This is a genomic window from Flavobacterium ranwuense, from assembly GCF_004349315.1.
GTDB lineage: Bacteria > Bacteroidota > Bacteroidia > Flavobacteriales > Flavobacteriaceae > Flavobacterium > Flavobacterium ranwuense.
The window spans coordinates 153781-169048 of record NZ_SMLH01000003.1; the positions used below are offsets into that span (position 1 = coordinate 153781).

Annotated in this window: 12 protein-coding genes; 5 read left to right on the forward strand and 7 right to left on the reverse strand. The window is 34.6% G+C overall.

The features are described from left to right. The first annotated feature begins 53 nt into the window (after positions 1-53). Positions 54-2822, forward strand: a complete 2769-nt coding sequence (locus E0I61_RS07295; protein ID WP_132070386.1) for an outer membrane beta-barrel protein — start codon at positions 54-56, stop codon at positions 2820-2822. Positions 2823-2879: 57 nt separating this feature from the next. On the opposite strand, the gene E0I61_RS07300 is transcribed toward E0I61_RS07295, so the two are convergent. The 7 genes from E0I61_RS07300 to E0I61_RS07330 form a co-directional block, all read right to left on the reverse strand. Then, positions 2880-5426, reverse strand: coding sequence for a TonB-dependent receptor (locus E0I61_RS07300; RefSeq protein ID WP_132070388.1), 2547 nt, complete (start codon positions 5424-5426; stop codon positions 2880-2882). A 243-nt stretch (positions 5427-5669) separates the two neighbouring features. After that, positions 5670-6083, reverse strand: coding sequence for an RrF2 family transcriptional regulator (locus E0I61_RS07305; protein WP_131992028.1), 414 nt, complete (start codon positions 6081-6083; stop codon positions 5670-5672). Positions 6084-6238: 155 nt separating this feature from the next. Then, complete coding sequence (locus E0I61_RS07310) at positions 6239-7048, reverse strand: TPM domain-containing protein (protein ID WP_131992031.1); 810 nt, start codon at positions 7046-7048, stop codon at positions 6239-6241. Continuing rightward, entirely contained in the window at positions 7048-7485 is a 438-nt protein-coding gene (locus E0I61_RS07315; RefSeq protein WP_132070390.1) for a TPM domain-containing protein, read from the reverse strand. Before E0I61_RS07315 ends, E0I61_RS07310 begins: the two co-directional genes overlap by 1 nt. Before the next feature lie 10 nt (positions 7486-7495). Then, entirely contained in the window at positions 7496-8083 is a 588-nt protein-coding gene (locus E0I61_RS07320) for a LemA family protein (protein ID WP_131992037.1), read from the reverse strand. A gap of 65 nt (positions 8084-8148) precedes the next feature. Beyond that, a complete protein-coding gene (locus E0I61_RS07325) occupies positions 8149-8481 on the reverse strand; it encodes a MerR family transcriptional regulator (RefSeq protein ID WP_091165014.1) in 333 nt (110 codons plus the stop codon). A 101-nt stretch (positions 8482-8582) separates the two neighbouring features. Continuing rightward, complete coding sequence (locus E0I61_RS07330; RefSeq protein WP_132070393.1) at positions 8583-9560, reverse strand: M23 family metallopeptidase; 978 nt, start codon at positions 9558-9560, stop codon at positions 8583-8585. A gap of 331 nt (positions 9561-9891) precedes the next feature. Here E0I61_RS07330 and alaS point away from each other — a divergent pair, with 331 nt between their 5' ends. From alaS to E0I61_RS07350, 4 genes are all read left to right on the forward strand, one after another. Further along, on the forward strand, positions 9892-12528 hold the full coding sequence (gene alaS / locus E0I61_RS07335; protein WP_132070395.1) for an alanine--tRNA ligase: 2637 nt from the start codon (positions 9892-9894) through the stop codon (positions 12526-12528). Positions 12529-12752: 224 nt separating this feature from the next. Further along, complete coding sequence (locus E0I61_RS07340; RefSeq protein WP_235832083.1) at positions 12753-13535, forward strand: hypothetical protein; 783 nt, start codon at positions 12753-12755, stop codon at positions 13533-13535. Between the two features lie 145 nt (positions 13536-13680). Continuing rightward, positions 13681-14637, forward strand: coding sequence for a GSCFA domain-containing protein (locus tag E0I61_RS07345; RefSeq protein WP_132070397.1), 957 nt, complete (start codon positions 13681-13683; stop codon positions 14635-14637). Between the two features lie 2 nt (positions 14638-14639). Next, complete coding sequence (locus E0I61_RS07350; protein WP_132070399.1) at positions 14640-15260, forward strand: DUF4230 domain-containing protein; 621 nt, start codon at positions 14640-14642, stop codon at positions 15258-15260. Positions 15261-15268: the final 8 nt, after the last annotated feature.

Below are 15268 nucleotides of genomic sequence, written 5' to 3' on the forward strand. Positions count from 1 at the left end.
GTTAAACCTTTTATTTATTTAGGGGTCTTAACCGTTTCTAAACAAAGTTTTATATGTCTAAATTGTTCTTTTTTTTACTTTTTTTGCTTTTTTGTTTTTCTGCCATTGCACAAGAAGAATATATTATTAAAGGAACTGTTCTTGATGTGAATACCCAAATTCCTTTAGAGGCGGCAACGGTTTATTTTTCCAATGTAAAAGATTCTACGGTATTAGAATATACAACCACGGATAAAAGCGGTCTTTTTAAAATGAGTTCCAAAAAATATGAAAAACCTGTTTTTTTGAAGATATCCTATTTGGGATATCAAACCTATATTGAGGAACAAAAAGGGATTTTGGAGAATAAAGATTTTGGAAGACTCTATTTGTTAGAAAATGCAAATGCTTTAGCTGGCGTGACTATAAAAAGCGAAGCGCCTCCAATCCGTGTAAAAAAAGACACACTGGAGTTTCATGCAGGATCTTTTAAGGTTCGTCCTGATTCTAATGTAGAAACTTTGTTGAAGCAATTACCCGGTTTTGAAGTTGATAATGATGGAAAAATTACGGTAAATGGTAAAGAAGTTACCCAGTTTTTAGTAAATGGTAAAGCTTTTTTTGATAGAGAAGGGGCAATGGCTTTGAAAAACTTGCCAGCCGAAATCATTAATAAAGTTCAGGTTTCGGATTTCAAGACTAAAAAAGAAGAATTGTCTAAACAAGAGTCAACTTCAGATTTCTCGAGCATCAATTTGACTATTGATGAAAAAAAAAATAAAGGGTTTTTTGGAAAATTCTTAGGAGGCTATGGTACTGATGATCGTTATGAAAGTAGTATGGTAATGAACTTTTTTAATAACAAACAAAAAATAAGTGTTTTAGCTTCTTCCAACAATATTAATTCTACAGGTTTTTCTATGGATGAGGTATTTGATAGTATGGGTGGAGGAAGAAACAGTAGAGGAGGTAATATTTCTTCAGTAAGTGGAAAAGGAATTACACAGTCTAATTTGGCGGGATTTAATTATACCGATGAGTGGTACAAAGATTTCAATGCTACTGCAAACTATAATTTTTCGAATACCAATACCAAAAATGACAGTAAGTCCAAACAAATCAATTTATTGCCTACCGGTAGTTTCTCCACTGAATCGGAGTCGAAGTCAAGAGACGAAAATACCGGAAATAAAGCAAATTTGGAGTTTGAATATAAAATTAATCCAACAATGAGACTTGTAGTTACTCCAAAATTGAATCTCTCAAATTCTAATAGTAATTCTAGTGCTGAAAGCTTCTCCAGAGATGAAGATGATGAACTTTTAAACGAAAGCATATCAAAATCATATAGAGAAAACAAATCGACTAATTTTGGGAACACGATAAATTTTAATAAAGCGTTCCAAAAAAAATCTCGTAATCTAAGTTTTGTTTTTACTAATAATAATACCAATAGTGATTCAGATGCTTTAACGGAATCTAAAACTATTTTTTATCAAAATGGTCAATCCGATGATGAGAGAAATCAAAAGAGTAAAAATGAAAATACCTATGATTCGTACTCGGCTGATATTGAATATACAGAACCAATAACCGATTCTATACGAGTTCGTTTTGGTGCCGATTTTGATTGGACGAATGACGTAAAAGATTTGAAAACCTTCGATTTTGAGGGTAATTCTCAATCATATTCTGTACTAAATGAGTCTTTGACTAATTTTACCACTTCCAGACAAAATTCAGTTAGTCCCAAAGTTGGAATCACTTTCGAAAAAAATAAATTTACTTTTAATTTGAATTCCAGTACTTCCATTATTGATTTTGATAATCATTCGCTATACTTAAATAAAGTAACCGATTTGAATAAAAAATATGTGTTGCCTTATGGAAGAGCACAAATTAGATACAAGTTGGATCGTTCAAAATTTATTACTTTGAGATATGATTATTCCAATAGTCTGCCTTCGTCAAGTCAATTGCTGCCAGTAGAAAATCTGGCTAATCCTTTGAATACGATAATAGGAAATCCTGATTTGAATCCCAATGAAAAGCATAGTGCCAATATCAATTTCAGGAATTTTGATTTCCGTAGCCGTTCGGGTTATAGTTTGTTTATAAGGGGAGATTATAATAATAGTCAAGTAGTTTCTATTTCGGTATACGATGCGAGTAGAAAAAGGACTACGACTTATGAAAATATTTCAGGAACGTACTCTACTGCTATAGGGGGAAATTGGAATCAATCCATAAAAAGTGAAGCACATATGTTACGATATGGGATTGGTTTGAACAGTAGTTATTCTTTGGATAAAGGGTTTACCAATGGTGTTTTGTATAGTGCTAAATCATTCGGAATTACTCCGAGGGTATATTTGAATTATGATTATGGCGAAGTGTTGACCATTGCGCCATCGTATAGTTTATCTTATAACGAATCAAAATATTCAAATTATGTAACCAATGGAAGTGCTAATGTAGTACACCGGATTAATCTGCAAACCACCAGTTATTGGCCTAAAAACTGGATATTCGGAAATGATTTTGGATATACGTACAACTCCAGAATCGCAAGTGGTTTTAAGAAAGATTTTTATCTTTGGAATACCAGTTTGTCTTATAGTTTTTTTAATAAAAACATGATTGCTAAAGTAAAAGTCTATGATGCCCTGAATCAGAATCAGAATTTTTCCAGAACTATTTCGGCTACTACTATTCGCGATGAAGAAAACACCATTTTAAAACGATATGCTATGTTTTCGCTAACTTATAAAATTCAAGATTTTTCGGGCATGAAGAAGCTTCCAAGAGGTGAAAATAGGAGAGAAGGTATGGGAGAAAATTAAAAGAAGCGGTTGTGATTCACAACCGCTTTTTTATGGGATTATTTCAGTTTGGAACTATTATAATGAATATTTCAATGTAATTCCATACGTTCTTTGATCGCCTATTACACCAGCATATTGTCCTGTATTTCCACCAGCAGGCAATAGTTGTTCGTAGTAATCCTTATTTAAAAGGTTACGTCCCCAGAATTGTACCGAGAAACCATCTGTTGCACGGAAACCTAAACGAGCATTAAATAAGGCATAACCCTGAACTATTAAATATTTTGAAGCAGATGGACTTGAGGAGAACTCAGAACGAGCATAAGAATCAACGGCAATGAATATTTTTCCTGAATTCCCAAAGAATTTTGCATTGTCAGAAAGCTCACCTCCTAAAGATCCAGCCCATTTTGATGCGCCAGGTAAATTAGTTCCTGAAACATCTTTGAAAGCTACAGAAGCTCCTGTTTCTTCTAATGGAAGTGGAGCATTTGTAAATTTAATATACTTTCCGTCAGTATAAGTTACAGCTCCGTTTATGGTTAGGTGATTGTTAACTATAATGCTAGCATCTAGCTCTGCACCACTTACACGTACTTTATCTGCATTAGCAAGATATCCACGGTTAACACCTAATTCGGCAGCTTGAACATTGGTTTGAAAATCTTTGATATCTGTATTAAAGAATGTCAAATTTAATATTGAGTTTTTAAACGGTGATGTTTTTACTCCTATTTCATAATGATTTACTTTTTCTGGCTTAATTACCGCAAGATCAAGTAAAGGCTGCCCTGACGAATTAGTTGGAAGTCCAGCTACATTCACACCAACTGGTTTGTAGCTTTTTGCATAAGTTGTATACGCATTAATCTTGTCAGTAGCTTTAAAAGACACGGTTAAATTTCCAGAAAAGTCCGTATTATCAGTATTTGATGTAAAAGCTTGGTCAGAATAAACTAGTTTTTTTAAAGCAAGTAGTGCAGGGTCGGTAGTTTGAAGGCCTCCGTATGTTTTTCGGCTGTAATCTGCATCTTTTTTGTCAAAATTGTATCGCAAACCTGGTAATACATGCAAACGATCTGTTATTGCCCAGTCTAATTGACCGAACACTGCCGCACTGGAAGATCTGATACTGGCATCGGTTTTTATTCCGTATCCTTCAAAAAGACCTGGAGTTTTCCATAATGCGCTGGGAGTACTTTGTGCAAATCGCCATTGCGCATTACCGGATTCTTCTGTACCGTCTGTTTTTGATGTTTGGTCAATAAAAAATACACCCACAACACCACTCACTTTTGATATAAGCTGACCAGCATAACGAACTTCTTGCGTTATTTGTGTCTGTCTGGTAGGATTTTGAGATTTTGCCAATACTTGTAATCCTGTAAAGTCTCTGTCATTGGATGGATCCCAATTCCAAAAGCGCCAAGCAGTGGTTGAGGTAAGCGTCCCGTTTCCAATTTTTGTATCAATATTCAGGGATATACCACCTAAATCTTGTCCAGAACGCCATGGCGTATCGTGGTCAATTTTACGATCAAAGGCATTTAAGCTTGGAAGTTGATAATTCAAATCGGCAATAATTGCATTAAACTGACGGTAAGCAGCTCTTTGCGTAGGAGCTACGCCTGCAACGACTTGAGCGTATCCGTCCGGACGTTGCGTTGTAATATCAGCCGCCAATATAATATTGGTTCTTTCTGTTGGCGTATAAAGTAATTGTCCTCTGATTCCTTGATTATTGAGGGTGTTTGTAGATTTTCCTGTTGCTACATTATCTATTAAGCCGTCACGCTGTGTACCAGAAAAAGAGATACGACCTGCTATTTTTTTGCTTAATGCTCCTGTAATTGAAGCCTTGGCTTGTAGGAATGCATAATTTCCGTAACTCACTTCAAAGTCAGCACCTGAAGTAAAGCTTGGCTTACGAGTTGTGATGTTAAAGGCTCCCGAAGTTGTGTTTTTGCCAAACAATGATCCTTGCGGGCCACGTAATATCTCAATTTGTTCTACATCGATAAAATCTAAAGTTGTTGCTGCTGGACGTGCATAGTAAACACCATCAACATAGAAACCAACACCCGGATCGATACCATCATTTGTAAGTCCAAAGGGAGAACCTAGGCTTCGAATATTAATACCTGTATTTCTTGGGTTTGACGAATATAATTGAACTGATGGAACAAGTTCTTTTATGCGATTTACGTTAAAAGCTCCAGTTTGTTCTGCCTGTTTTCCTGTTATTACTGATATAGCGATTGGCACATCTTGTACTTTTTCTATTCTGCGTCTTGAGGAAACTACAACCTCGACCAAAGCATTTTCTTCATTAAGTGTTATTTGTAATGAAGGTATTGAAAAAGAAGTAATTTCTATTTCTGCAGTTTTGTATCCTACATATTGTGCTAAAAGAGTTAGAGGGAGTTTTCCTTTGGTGTCTATTATAAATTTCCCTCTAGAATCTGAAATTGTGTTAGAGGTTGTTCCTTTTATTACAATATTTACGGCTTCTAACGGAATGTTTTGGTTTGTTGTAACTAGACCTTCAATGTTTTGTGCAAATGATATTGAGAAAGTTAAAACTGATACTATTGTAAGTTTATTTTTTATAGAATTTTTCATTTATATTAAGTATATGTAATTAGTAGAATTTAAATTAAATTTTTTTACTAACACATGCACATCATTTGTGAACTCTTTTTTTCAATTACAATTAGTTCATTTTTTCGGGATTGCCTATTCAAAAAAGCAAACTTACTTCGGTACGTTTTCATACGTTTAAATTTGGATTATTAATGATTTATTAAATTCGAAGCAAATATACAATTAATTCTATAAAATTAGTAGAGTTTAAAAAATATTTTTTTATTTTTTTACTAACGAAGCTATAGTAATGCCTTCCATTGCTTTTAAAGTTTCTTCTCTAATGGTAATTAATCCGTGTCTTAACAGGCATTCCGATTCGTCGGCACAATCAGAACAGCGTTCGTAAAAATTCAGTGATGCGCAGGGAAGTAGGGCAATAGCGCCATCAAAAAGTCTGTGAATGTCAGCTAAAGTAATGTCGTTTTTAGATTTTAAAAGATAATAACCGCCAAATTTCCCTTGTTTACTTCCTACGAAATGGCCTCGTTTTAGATCCAATAAAATCTGTTCCAAAAACTTTTTTGGAATAGTGGCCGCTTCGGCAATTTCGATAGTTCGAGAAACATGGGTTTCTTCTTGTTGCGCTAAATATAACAGAGCTTTTAGGGCATATTTGGCTTTATGTGAAAGCATTTAATGTGATTGATTTATGTTTTTTTGAATAGATTAAACGCTGCAAATGTTTAAAAGAGTCTTTAATTTTTTGAAAGTTGATTATAAATCTCGGATGTACTTGTTTTATCAAGATGGGAACTGAATACTGCGACTGAGCACTGAATACTAAAAATCTACCAATCTCCACTTGATCCACCGCCAGAGAAACCTCCGCCACCAAATCCACCGCCGAAACCACCGCCACCAAATCCACCACCAGATGAACCTCCGCCGAAACCACCTCCGCCACTGTTTCTTCCAAGGCTACTTAGTATGATAACATCCAATAAACTAGGTCCTATACCACTGCCTCTGTTACCGGAATTTCCACCACCACCTTTGTTTCTTGAAATCAGCACGAGTATAATGATTACAATAACGATTAAGGGTAAAATGGGGAATCCTTTATCTTTGGTTTTTTTTACCCGTTCTCCTTTGTATTTTCCTTTGAAAACATCAAATAAAGCATCCGCTCCTTTATCAAGTCCTTTGTAATAACTTCCTGCTTTAAATTCCGGAATAATAATGTTTCTGATTATTTCTCCCCCAATACCGGCAGTCAACCGATCTTCTAATCCGTAACCTGGGTTTATTGCAATTTTTGTTTCGGCTTTAGCCAATAAAATAATGACACCGTTGTCTTCTTTTGCCTGGCCTATACCCCAAGTATGTGCCCATTTTGTCGCTAATTGACTTATATCTTCCCCTTTAAGGCTTTCTACAGTAATTACAACAATTTGGGTTGTAGTGGAATCAGAATATTTAATCAGTTTTTCTTCTAATTGTGCTTTTTCTGTTGCGCTTAAAACATTTGCATAATCATAAACAGAAGTTTGTAAAGTTGGTTTTTCAGGAATGGTAAATTGCGCAAAGCCAATTTGTGTGAATAACAAACAAACAAACAGCTTTAGGGAAATTAGGGTACTCTTTTTTTGTAATAGCATTATCCTCTAGATATTTCGTTTGATAATTCATTTGTATCGCCTTCCAGCCAAGGAAAATAATGCTGTAATTGTTCTCCGGCTCTGGTGATTCCATCAATTAGACCTTGCTTGAAATCTCCTTTTTTGAACTCAGCCACCATAATATCGCGGGTGCAATTCCAAAAATCATCTTGAACTACATCATTAATGCCTTTATCTCCACAAATTACAAAATTGCGGTCTTCTACAGCTAAGTAAATTAAAACACCATTTTGAAGCTCGGTTTCATCCATTTTCAGTTCATGAAAAACTTCCATGGCGCGATCATACGCATCCATGGAAGTTGTTTTTTCTATATGAACTCTTATCTCGCCAGAAGTATTTTTTTCAGCCATGCGAATAGCTTCAACAATTTCTCGTTCATCTTCTTTGGTTAAAAAATCTTCTACTTTTGACATTGTTTTTAAATTAGAATTTTACTTCAACTGGTTTGTCTGCACCTTCAACTGCATTAAAGTATGCTTTCTCTTTGAATCCAAACATTCCAGCAAATAGGCTATTTGGGAACGTTTTGATATGAGAATTATATGGTTTAACAGCTTCGTTGAAACGAGTTCTCGCCGTTAGGATTTGATTTTCAGTACTCGCCAATTCATCTTGTAATTTTAAGAAATTTTGGTTTGCTTTCAATTCAGGATATGCCTCGACAGTTACTAATAACCTTGATAATGCTGATGAAACTCCACTTTGTGCTTTATTGAATTCCGCTAATTGTTCCGGAGTAATATTTGTAGGGTCAACATTTACTGATGTTGCTTTAGAACGTGCTTCAATAACAGCTGTCAAAGTACTTTTTTCGAAATCTGCGGCACCTTTTACAGTATTTACTAAATTTCCAATAAGGTCATTTCTTCTTTGATACGCTGTTTGAACATCACCCCAAGATTGTTCTACATTTTGGTTTAAAGTTACTGCGGTATTATTAATTCCTTTAACCCAGCTGTAGATTACAAAAATCACAACTGCTCCGATAATCCAAGGCAAAAATCTTTTCATGTTTATTTAATTTAAGTTTAGTATTTAATTGTTTAAAAATTTCAATCAGTGAGAAGTCGTGTTGATTATAATTCGTTTTTTATATTTGTTAATTGTGTGCGTATCGTTTCTAATTTTCGAATGATTTCAAACTTATCCAATGTTTTCTTTTGTCCTTCTTTTAAATGTGTTTTGGCACCTTCCAATGTAAAACCTCTTTCTTTTACTAAATGATAAATCAATTGTAAATTAGTGATGTCTTCCGGAGTAAACATTCGATTGCCTTTAGCGTTCTTTTTTGGTTTCAGAATATCAAATTCATTGTCCCAAAAGCGAATCAGCGATGCATTCACGTCAAATGCTTTGGCTACTTCGCCAATGCTGTAATATCTTTTGTCTTTAGATAATTCAATATGCATATCTATTTTTTATTTTTTGTCCAGTTGAATTAATCACTGAACACTATTTTTTCTTCTTCTATCTGAACACTGCCAACCGAACACAGAACACTATTTTTGTGTTAGTCTAATGATTGATTCTCCTGATTCGCCAATTGTGCAATGGCAAGATACTCCACTGCCGAAATATTCCCGTAATAAAAATTAAGCGGATTCACCACATTATTACCCTTGTGGACCTCATAATGTAAATGCGGTCCTTCGGATCTTCCCGTGCTCCCTACATATCCTATGACATCTCCTCGTTTCACACGTTGTCCTGCTCTAGCTTTGTATTTGCTCAAATGTGCGTATAAAGTTTCGTATCCAAATCCATGCCGAATAACAATATGATTTCCATATCCTGAGGCGGTATTGTCTGCTTTTGATACCACTCCGTCGCCGGTGGCATAAATGGGAGATCCTGTTTTAGCTGTAAAATCCATGCCTTTATGCATTTTTCTTACTTTTGTAAAAGGATCAGTCCGGTATCCAAAACCTGATGCCATTTGTTTTAAATTTTCATTTCGTACTGGCTGAATAGCTGGAATAGCTGACAAAAAATCACTTTTGGCTTCTGCCAATTTCAAAATAGCATCCAATGATTTTGACTGAACCGCTAATTCCTTGCTAAGGACATCAATCCTTTTTGTGGTATTCATTACTAACTGGGAATTGTCATAACCTTCTAATACTTTATACCTGTTTTTTCCCGGTAATCCTGCTTTTCGAATAGAATCAGGGATTGCCGCTTTGTTAAAATACACACGGTACAAATTATTATCCCGGTCTTCAATAGCTTCAATAACATCATTTACCCGATCCATTTTTTTGTTCAGCAGTGCATAATTCAATCTTAAATTTTCAATTTCACGCGCTTGCAAACGGTCTTTTGGCGTTTCAAAATAAGGAGTGTTCAATAAAACAATAAAACTTAAGAAACCAAACAAAGCCGATGCCAATAAAAACAGAATAATAACACCAAATTTTCTTCTTTTTTGTGTTTTTATTTTTCTATAGGCTAGATTTTCGGAATCGTAATAATATTTTACTTTCGACATATTTTAAAATACCCTATTTTTGCACACTGTAAAAGGTTAGACGAACAAATTTAATAAATGTTTCATTTGTTACACCCTTTTTTCAATAATAAATAAAATAATGTGCCTATTCCAGCTATTCGTTACAAGTTCTCGTTTATGAATCTTTTTTTCTAATGAGCCAGCAGGAGCTTCCTCCGGTCGCTCTGCCACCTCAAGAAAAAATAAATCTATAAATCTCGAAGCTTTTCACTGCTATCTGGGGCAAAAATGTTGATTTGTTCATTTGGTTATTCGTTTATGCGATACAGCCGATTACCCAAATTAACAAATAACCGAACAAACAATAAAAATGACATCACAAGACGTACGTAAACAATTTCTGGATTTTTTCGCATCAAATGGACACTTAATTGTTCCATCAGCACCCATAGTTCTTAAGGATGATCCAACCCTGATGTTCAACAACTCAGGAATGGCACAGTTCAAAGAATATTTTCTGGGTAACGCCACGCCAAAAAGCAATAGAATTGCCGATACACAAAAATGTCTTCGTGTTTCAGGAAAACATAACGACTTAGAAGATGTAGGTTTTGATACCTACCACCACACCATGTTTGAAATGCTTGGTAACTGGTCTTTTGGTGATTATTTCAAAAAAGAAGCCATCAACTGGGCTTGGCAACTTTTGACAGAAGTGTATAAAATCCCAAAAGAAAATTTATACGTTTCCGTTTTCGAAGGAAATCCAGATGAAAACGTACCATTCGATCAGGAAGCTTGGGACATTTGGAAGGAATTGATTGACGAAGACCGAATCATTCTTGGAAACAAGAAAGACAATTTCTGGGAAATGGGAGATCAAGGACCTTGTGGGCCGTGTTCAGAAATTCACGTTGACATTCGTTCTGCGGAAGAGAAAGCTTTAGTTTCAGGAAAAAGTTTAGTAAATAATGACCATCCACAAGTAGTAGAAATTTGGAACAACGTATTTATGGAGTTCAATCGTAAAGCTGATGGTTCTTTAGAAAAATTGCCTGCGCAACATGTTGATACCGGAATGGGATTTGAGCGTTTGTGTATGGCATTGCAAGGAAAAACGTCTAATTATGACACTGATGTTTTTACGCCGCTTATTGAAAAAGTAGAACAAATTACTGGATTAAAATACACTTCAAACGAAGTTTTAAATATCAGCGAAGAGCAAAACAAAACCAATATCGCTATTCGTGTAGTGGTAGATCACGTTCGTGCGGTGGCTTTCGCTATTGCTGACGGACAATTGCCATCAAACACAGGTGCTGGTTATGTAATTCGTAGAATTTTGCGTCGAGCAATCCGTTACGGATTTACCTTCTTGAATACAAAAGAACCGTTCATCAATCAATTGGTAGCCGTTTTAGCGAATCAAATGGGTGAATTTTTCCCGGAAATCAAATCGCAACAACAATTGGTTACGAATGTGATTCGTGAAGAAGAGGCTTCTTTCTTGAGAACATTAGACCAAGGATTACAATTACTGGAAAATGTAGTTGCCGACACTAAAGGAGCAACTGTTTCAGGTGCAAAAGCATTTGAATTATACGATACTTTTGGATTTCCAATTGACTTAACGGCATTAATTCTTAGAGAAAAAGGATTCGAACTGGACGAAGCTGGTTTTAACGCTGCGATGCAAGAACAAAAAAATCGTTCCCGTGCCGCATCAGAAGTTTCTACCGAAGATTGGTCCGTATTAATTCCTGGAAATGTAGAAACATTTGTAGGGTACGATCAATCAGAAAGTGACGTAAAAATCACTCGCATCCGTAAAGTTGACAGTAAAAAGGACGGTATTTTATACCAAATCGTTTTAGACAATACGCCATTCTATCCAGAAGGTGGTGGACAAGTGGGTGATAAAGGAACCTTGTTTTCTGCAAATGAAACTATCGAAATCATCGATACCAAAAAAGAAAATAACCTGATTTTGCATTTTGCAAAAAAATTACCGGAAAATGTAAATGCTGGTTTTACAGCTAAAGTAAATCAGGATTTGAGAAGTCTGTCTTCCAGAAATCACTCGGCTACGCACTTAATGCACCAAGCGTTGAGAAGTATTTTAGGAACACACGTAGAACAAAAAGGATCCTTGGTAAATCCAAACTACTTGCGTTTTGACTTTTCTCATTTTGCTAAAATGACAGAATCTGAATTACAACAAGTGGAAGATTTTGTAAACACAAGAATTCAAGAGCAATTGCCACTAATTGAAAGAAGAAATATTCCTTTTGCGCAAGCAGTTCAAGAAGGAGCGATGGCTTTGTTTGGAGAAAAATATGGAGATGAGGTTCGTGCTATTAAATTTGGCGAAAGCATGGAATTATGCGGTGGAATCCACGTAAAAAATACCGCTGAAATCTGGCATTTCAAAATCGTTTCAGAAGGAGCGGTTGCTGCAGGAATCCGTCGTATTGAGGCGATTACAAGTGATGCCGTTAAAGCACATTTCGCTTCGTATGAAAACACATTGAATGAAGTAAAAACAGCATTGAAAAATCCTCAGGATATTTTGAAAGCCGTTCATTCGATGCAAGAAGAAAATGCCAAACTGGCCAAACAAATTGAGGCTTTGGTAAAAGATAAAGTCAAAAATTTGAAAGCGAGTTTAATCGCTGAAATTCAGGAAATAAACGGCATACAATTCCTAGCGAAACAAGTGGATTTGAATCCGGAAGGAGCAAAGGATTTGGCTTATGAATTAGGGAATTTAGGGAATAACTTATTTCTAGTTTTGGCTACAGCCGACGAAGAAAAACCAATGTTAACTTGTTATATCTCTAAAGAATTAGTAGCGGAGAAAAACCTAAATGCTGGACAAGTAGTTCGCGAATTGGGTAAATTTATCCAAGGTGGTGGTGGCGGACAACCGTTTTTTGCTACAGCAGGAGGGAAGAATGTTGCAGGAATTCAACAAGCTTTGGAGAAAGCGATAGAGTTTGTAAAGTAAAACAAATTTATTTTTTATAATAGAAACCCTTTTAGGACATAAGTTCTAAAAGGGTTTATTTTTTTTGTTCAATACACTATTTGTAGGGTTATGGTGAGGTTAAAAAAAAGTAGTTTAACCGAAATATAGGGATTGTAACGATGAATATTGTCTCTTTTACTTTATTTTTTTAGGTTTGATTGATGTAGCCCCAAAAGGTTTAGTAAAGGAGTACACGATTTATTATGATGAAAATAAATAAATATATATATTGGGTTTTATCAATTTTTTTATTGACACTTTATTCGTGTTCAACTGATACTGACGGTAGTGCAAAATTGCTAAAGAAGGTTGTTGAGACTTCAGCGCAAGGTACTGTAGGAACAACGTTATTTACTTATAATGGAACTGAAATAGTTAGTATTGAAGGAGCTCAGAAACGTACTGATTTTACATACACGGATGGTTTAATCACAAAAAGTGTAACGCTAAATAAAACAAATCAGCTTATTGAGACTATTGAATATAGTTATCTGGAGGGTAAATTGGTTGAAGCGGAGTCTTTAGGTAATTATAGAATAAATTACATTCATAATACAGATAACACCGTTTCTTATCAAAAATTCACCATTGGTTCAGGAAATCAGGAGACAAAAGAATTTCACGGAACATTGTATTTTGAAAACGAAAATCTCATCAAAGAGGAAAGGATATTCGATAATACCGCATCAGGTGTTTTGTCAAAATATAGTGTGAGTTTTGATTATGATTCTAAGCATAATCCGCTGTATAATATATTGGGATACAAAAAACTATTGGAATATAATGAAGGAATTTCGTCAAATAATAGTTTAATAAGTACAGTAATTACAAGTGTTTCTAAAGACAATCAAATAACATCCTCCGCTAATTTTTATAAAAGTTCTTTTAAATACGATTTAGATAATTACCCAACGGAACAGGTTTCAGAAAATGCTATTGCTACTAATGGAAATGTCGGTTATTTGAAATCAGAATACTTCTACTAAGAAAATATTTATTTTATAACAACCCTTTCAGCAAATTAAACTCTGAAAGGGTTTTTTAATTTAAAGTGTGTCTGATGAATGAAAAAAGAGTGAAACAGTATTTAATTCGCTAAAATTATTCAAATTTGTAGTAAATAAAATAAAAATGCAATTCAGGACCCCAATACCCATTTCTAAAAGTAATCATCCTTTAGATTACAATTCAAAGATTGTCTCTTTAGGTTCTTGTTTTGCAGAAAATATTTCTGAAAAATTCCAATATTTTAAATTTCAAAACGCCACAAATCCTTTCGGGATAATTTTTAATCCGGTTTCTATGGAGAAAATTATCGATAAAGCTATACATGCAACTTTATTCACGGAAGAAGATGTTTTTTTCTATAACGAACGATGGCATTGTTTTGATGTGCATTCGGATTTGAGTAATTCAAATAAAGAGGATTTATTAGCATCTTTAAACACAATACTTGAATCAACAAAACTGCAATTACATCAAGCTTCTCATGTTATTATCACATATGGAACATCATGGGTCTATCGAAATATTGAAAGCGATTCTATTGTGGCGAATTGTCATAAAGTGCCACAAAAGAAGTTTCAGAAAGAATTGCTTTCGGTTGAAACGATAAAAGAAAGTCTGGTAAAGACAACCAAATTAATTCACTCGGTAAGTCCTGATTGCAACATCATTTTCACGGTTTCGCCGGTACGTCACTTAAAAGACGGTTTTGTCGAAAATCAAGTAAGTAAAGCGCATTTAATTGCTGCAATTCATAGTGTTCTGAATTCTGATCACTGCAAACTGATCACTGAATACTTTCCTTCTTATGAAATCATGATGGATGAACTTCGGGATTATCGGTTTTATGCCGAAGATATGTTGCATCCCAATCAAGTGGCGATAGACTATATTTGGAAACGTTTCAAGGAAGCTTTTATTTCTGAGGCTGCTTTTGCTACGATGGAAGAAGTGGAGAATATTCAAAAAAGTTTGTCTCACAGACCTTTTAACCCTGATTCAGAAAGTCACCTGAAGTTCGAATCCAAATTGAAAGAAAAAATCACTAAATTGGTTTCACAATATTCATTCATGAAATTTTAATTATGCTTAGAAGAATACTTATTGGAATAGGAATTATAGTTGGAATATTTTTATTGTTCAAATTTTGCGACTTTAAGAGAAACGATGATGACGATATCAGTTACAACACGAATCTCATTCAGCAACAAATTGTAAACGTAGGGAAATTGGTGGTTACGGAAGGCCACTTCTCAGAAGTGATAACCTATAAGAACCAGCAGAAATACCTGTTAGACATGATTTCTTTCGAGAAAAAAGCACTCATTGTTGTCAATGCTGATGTAACGGTGGCTTATGATTTGCACAAAATGAAATACGATATCGATGAAAAAAATAAAACTATCACAATTATTAGTATTCCAAAAGAAGAAATAAAAATAAGTCCGGATATTCAGTTTTATAATGTGGAACAAAGCAAATTGAACCCTTTTACCGGTGATGATTACAATAAAATAAACAAATCGGTAAAAGCGAATTTGGCCAAGAAAATTGAAAAATCGTCCTTGAAAACAAATGCTCAAAACCGACTAATAAGTGAATTGTCTAAAATATTAATTCTGACCAATACGATGGGTTGGAAATTACAATACGAGGGAAAAGTAATCGAAAACGAAAAAGATTTCGGTCAGCAAATAAAATTATAATTTAAAAA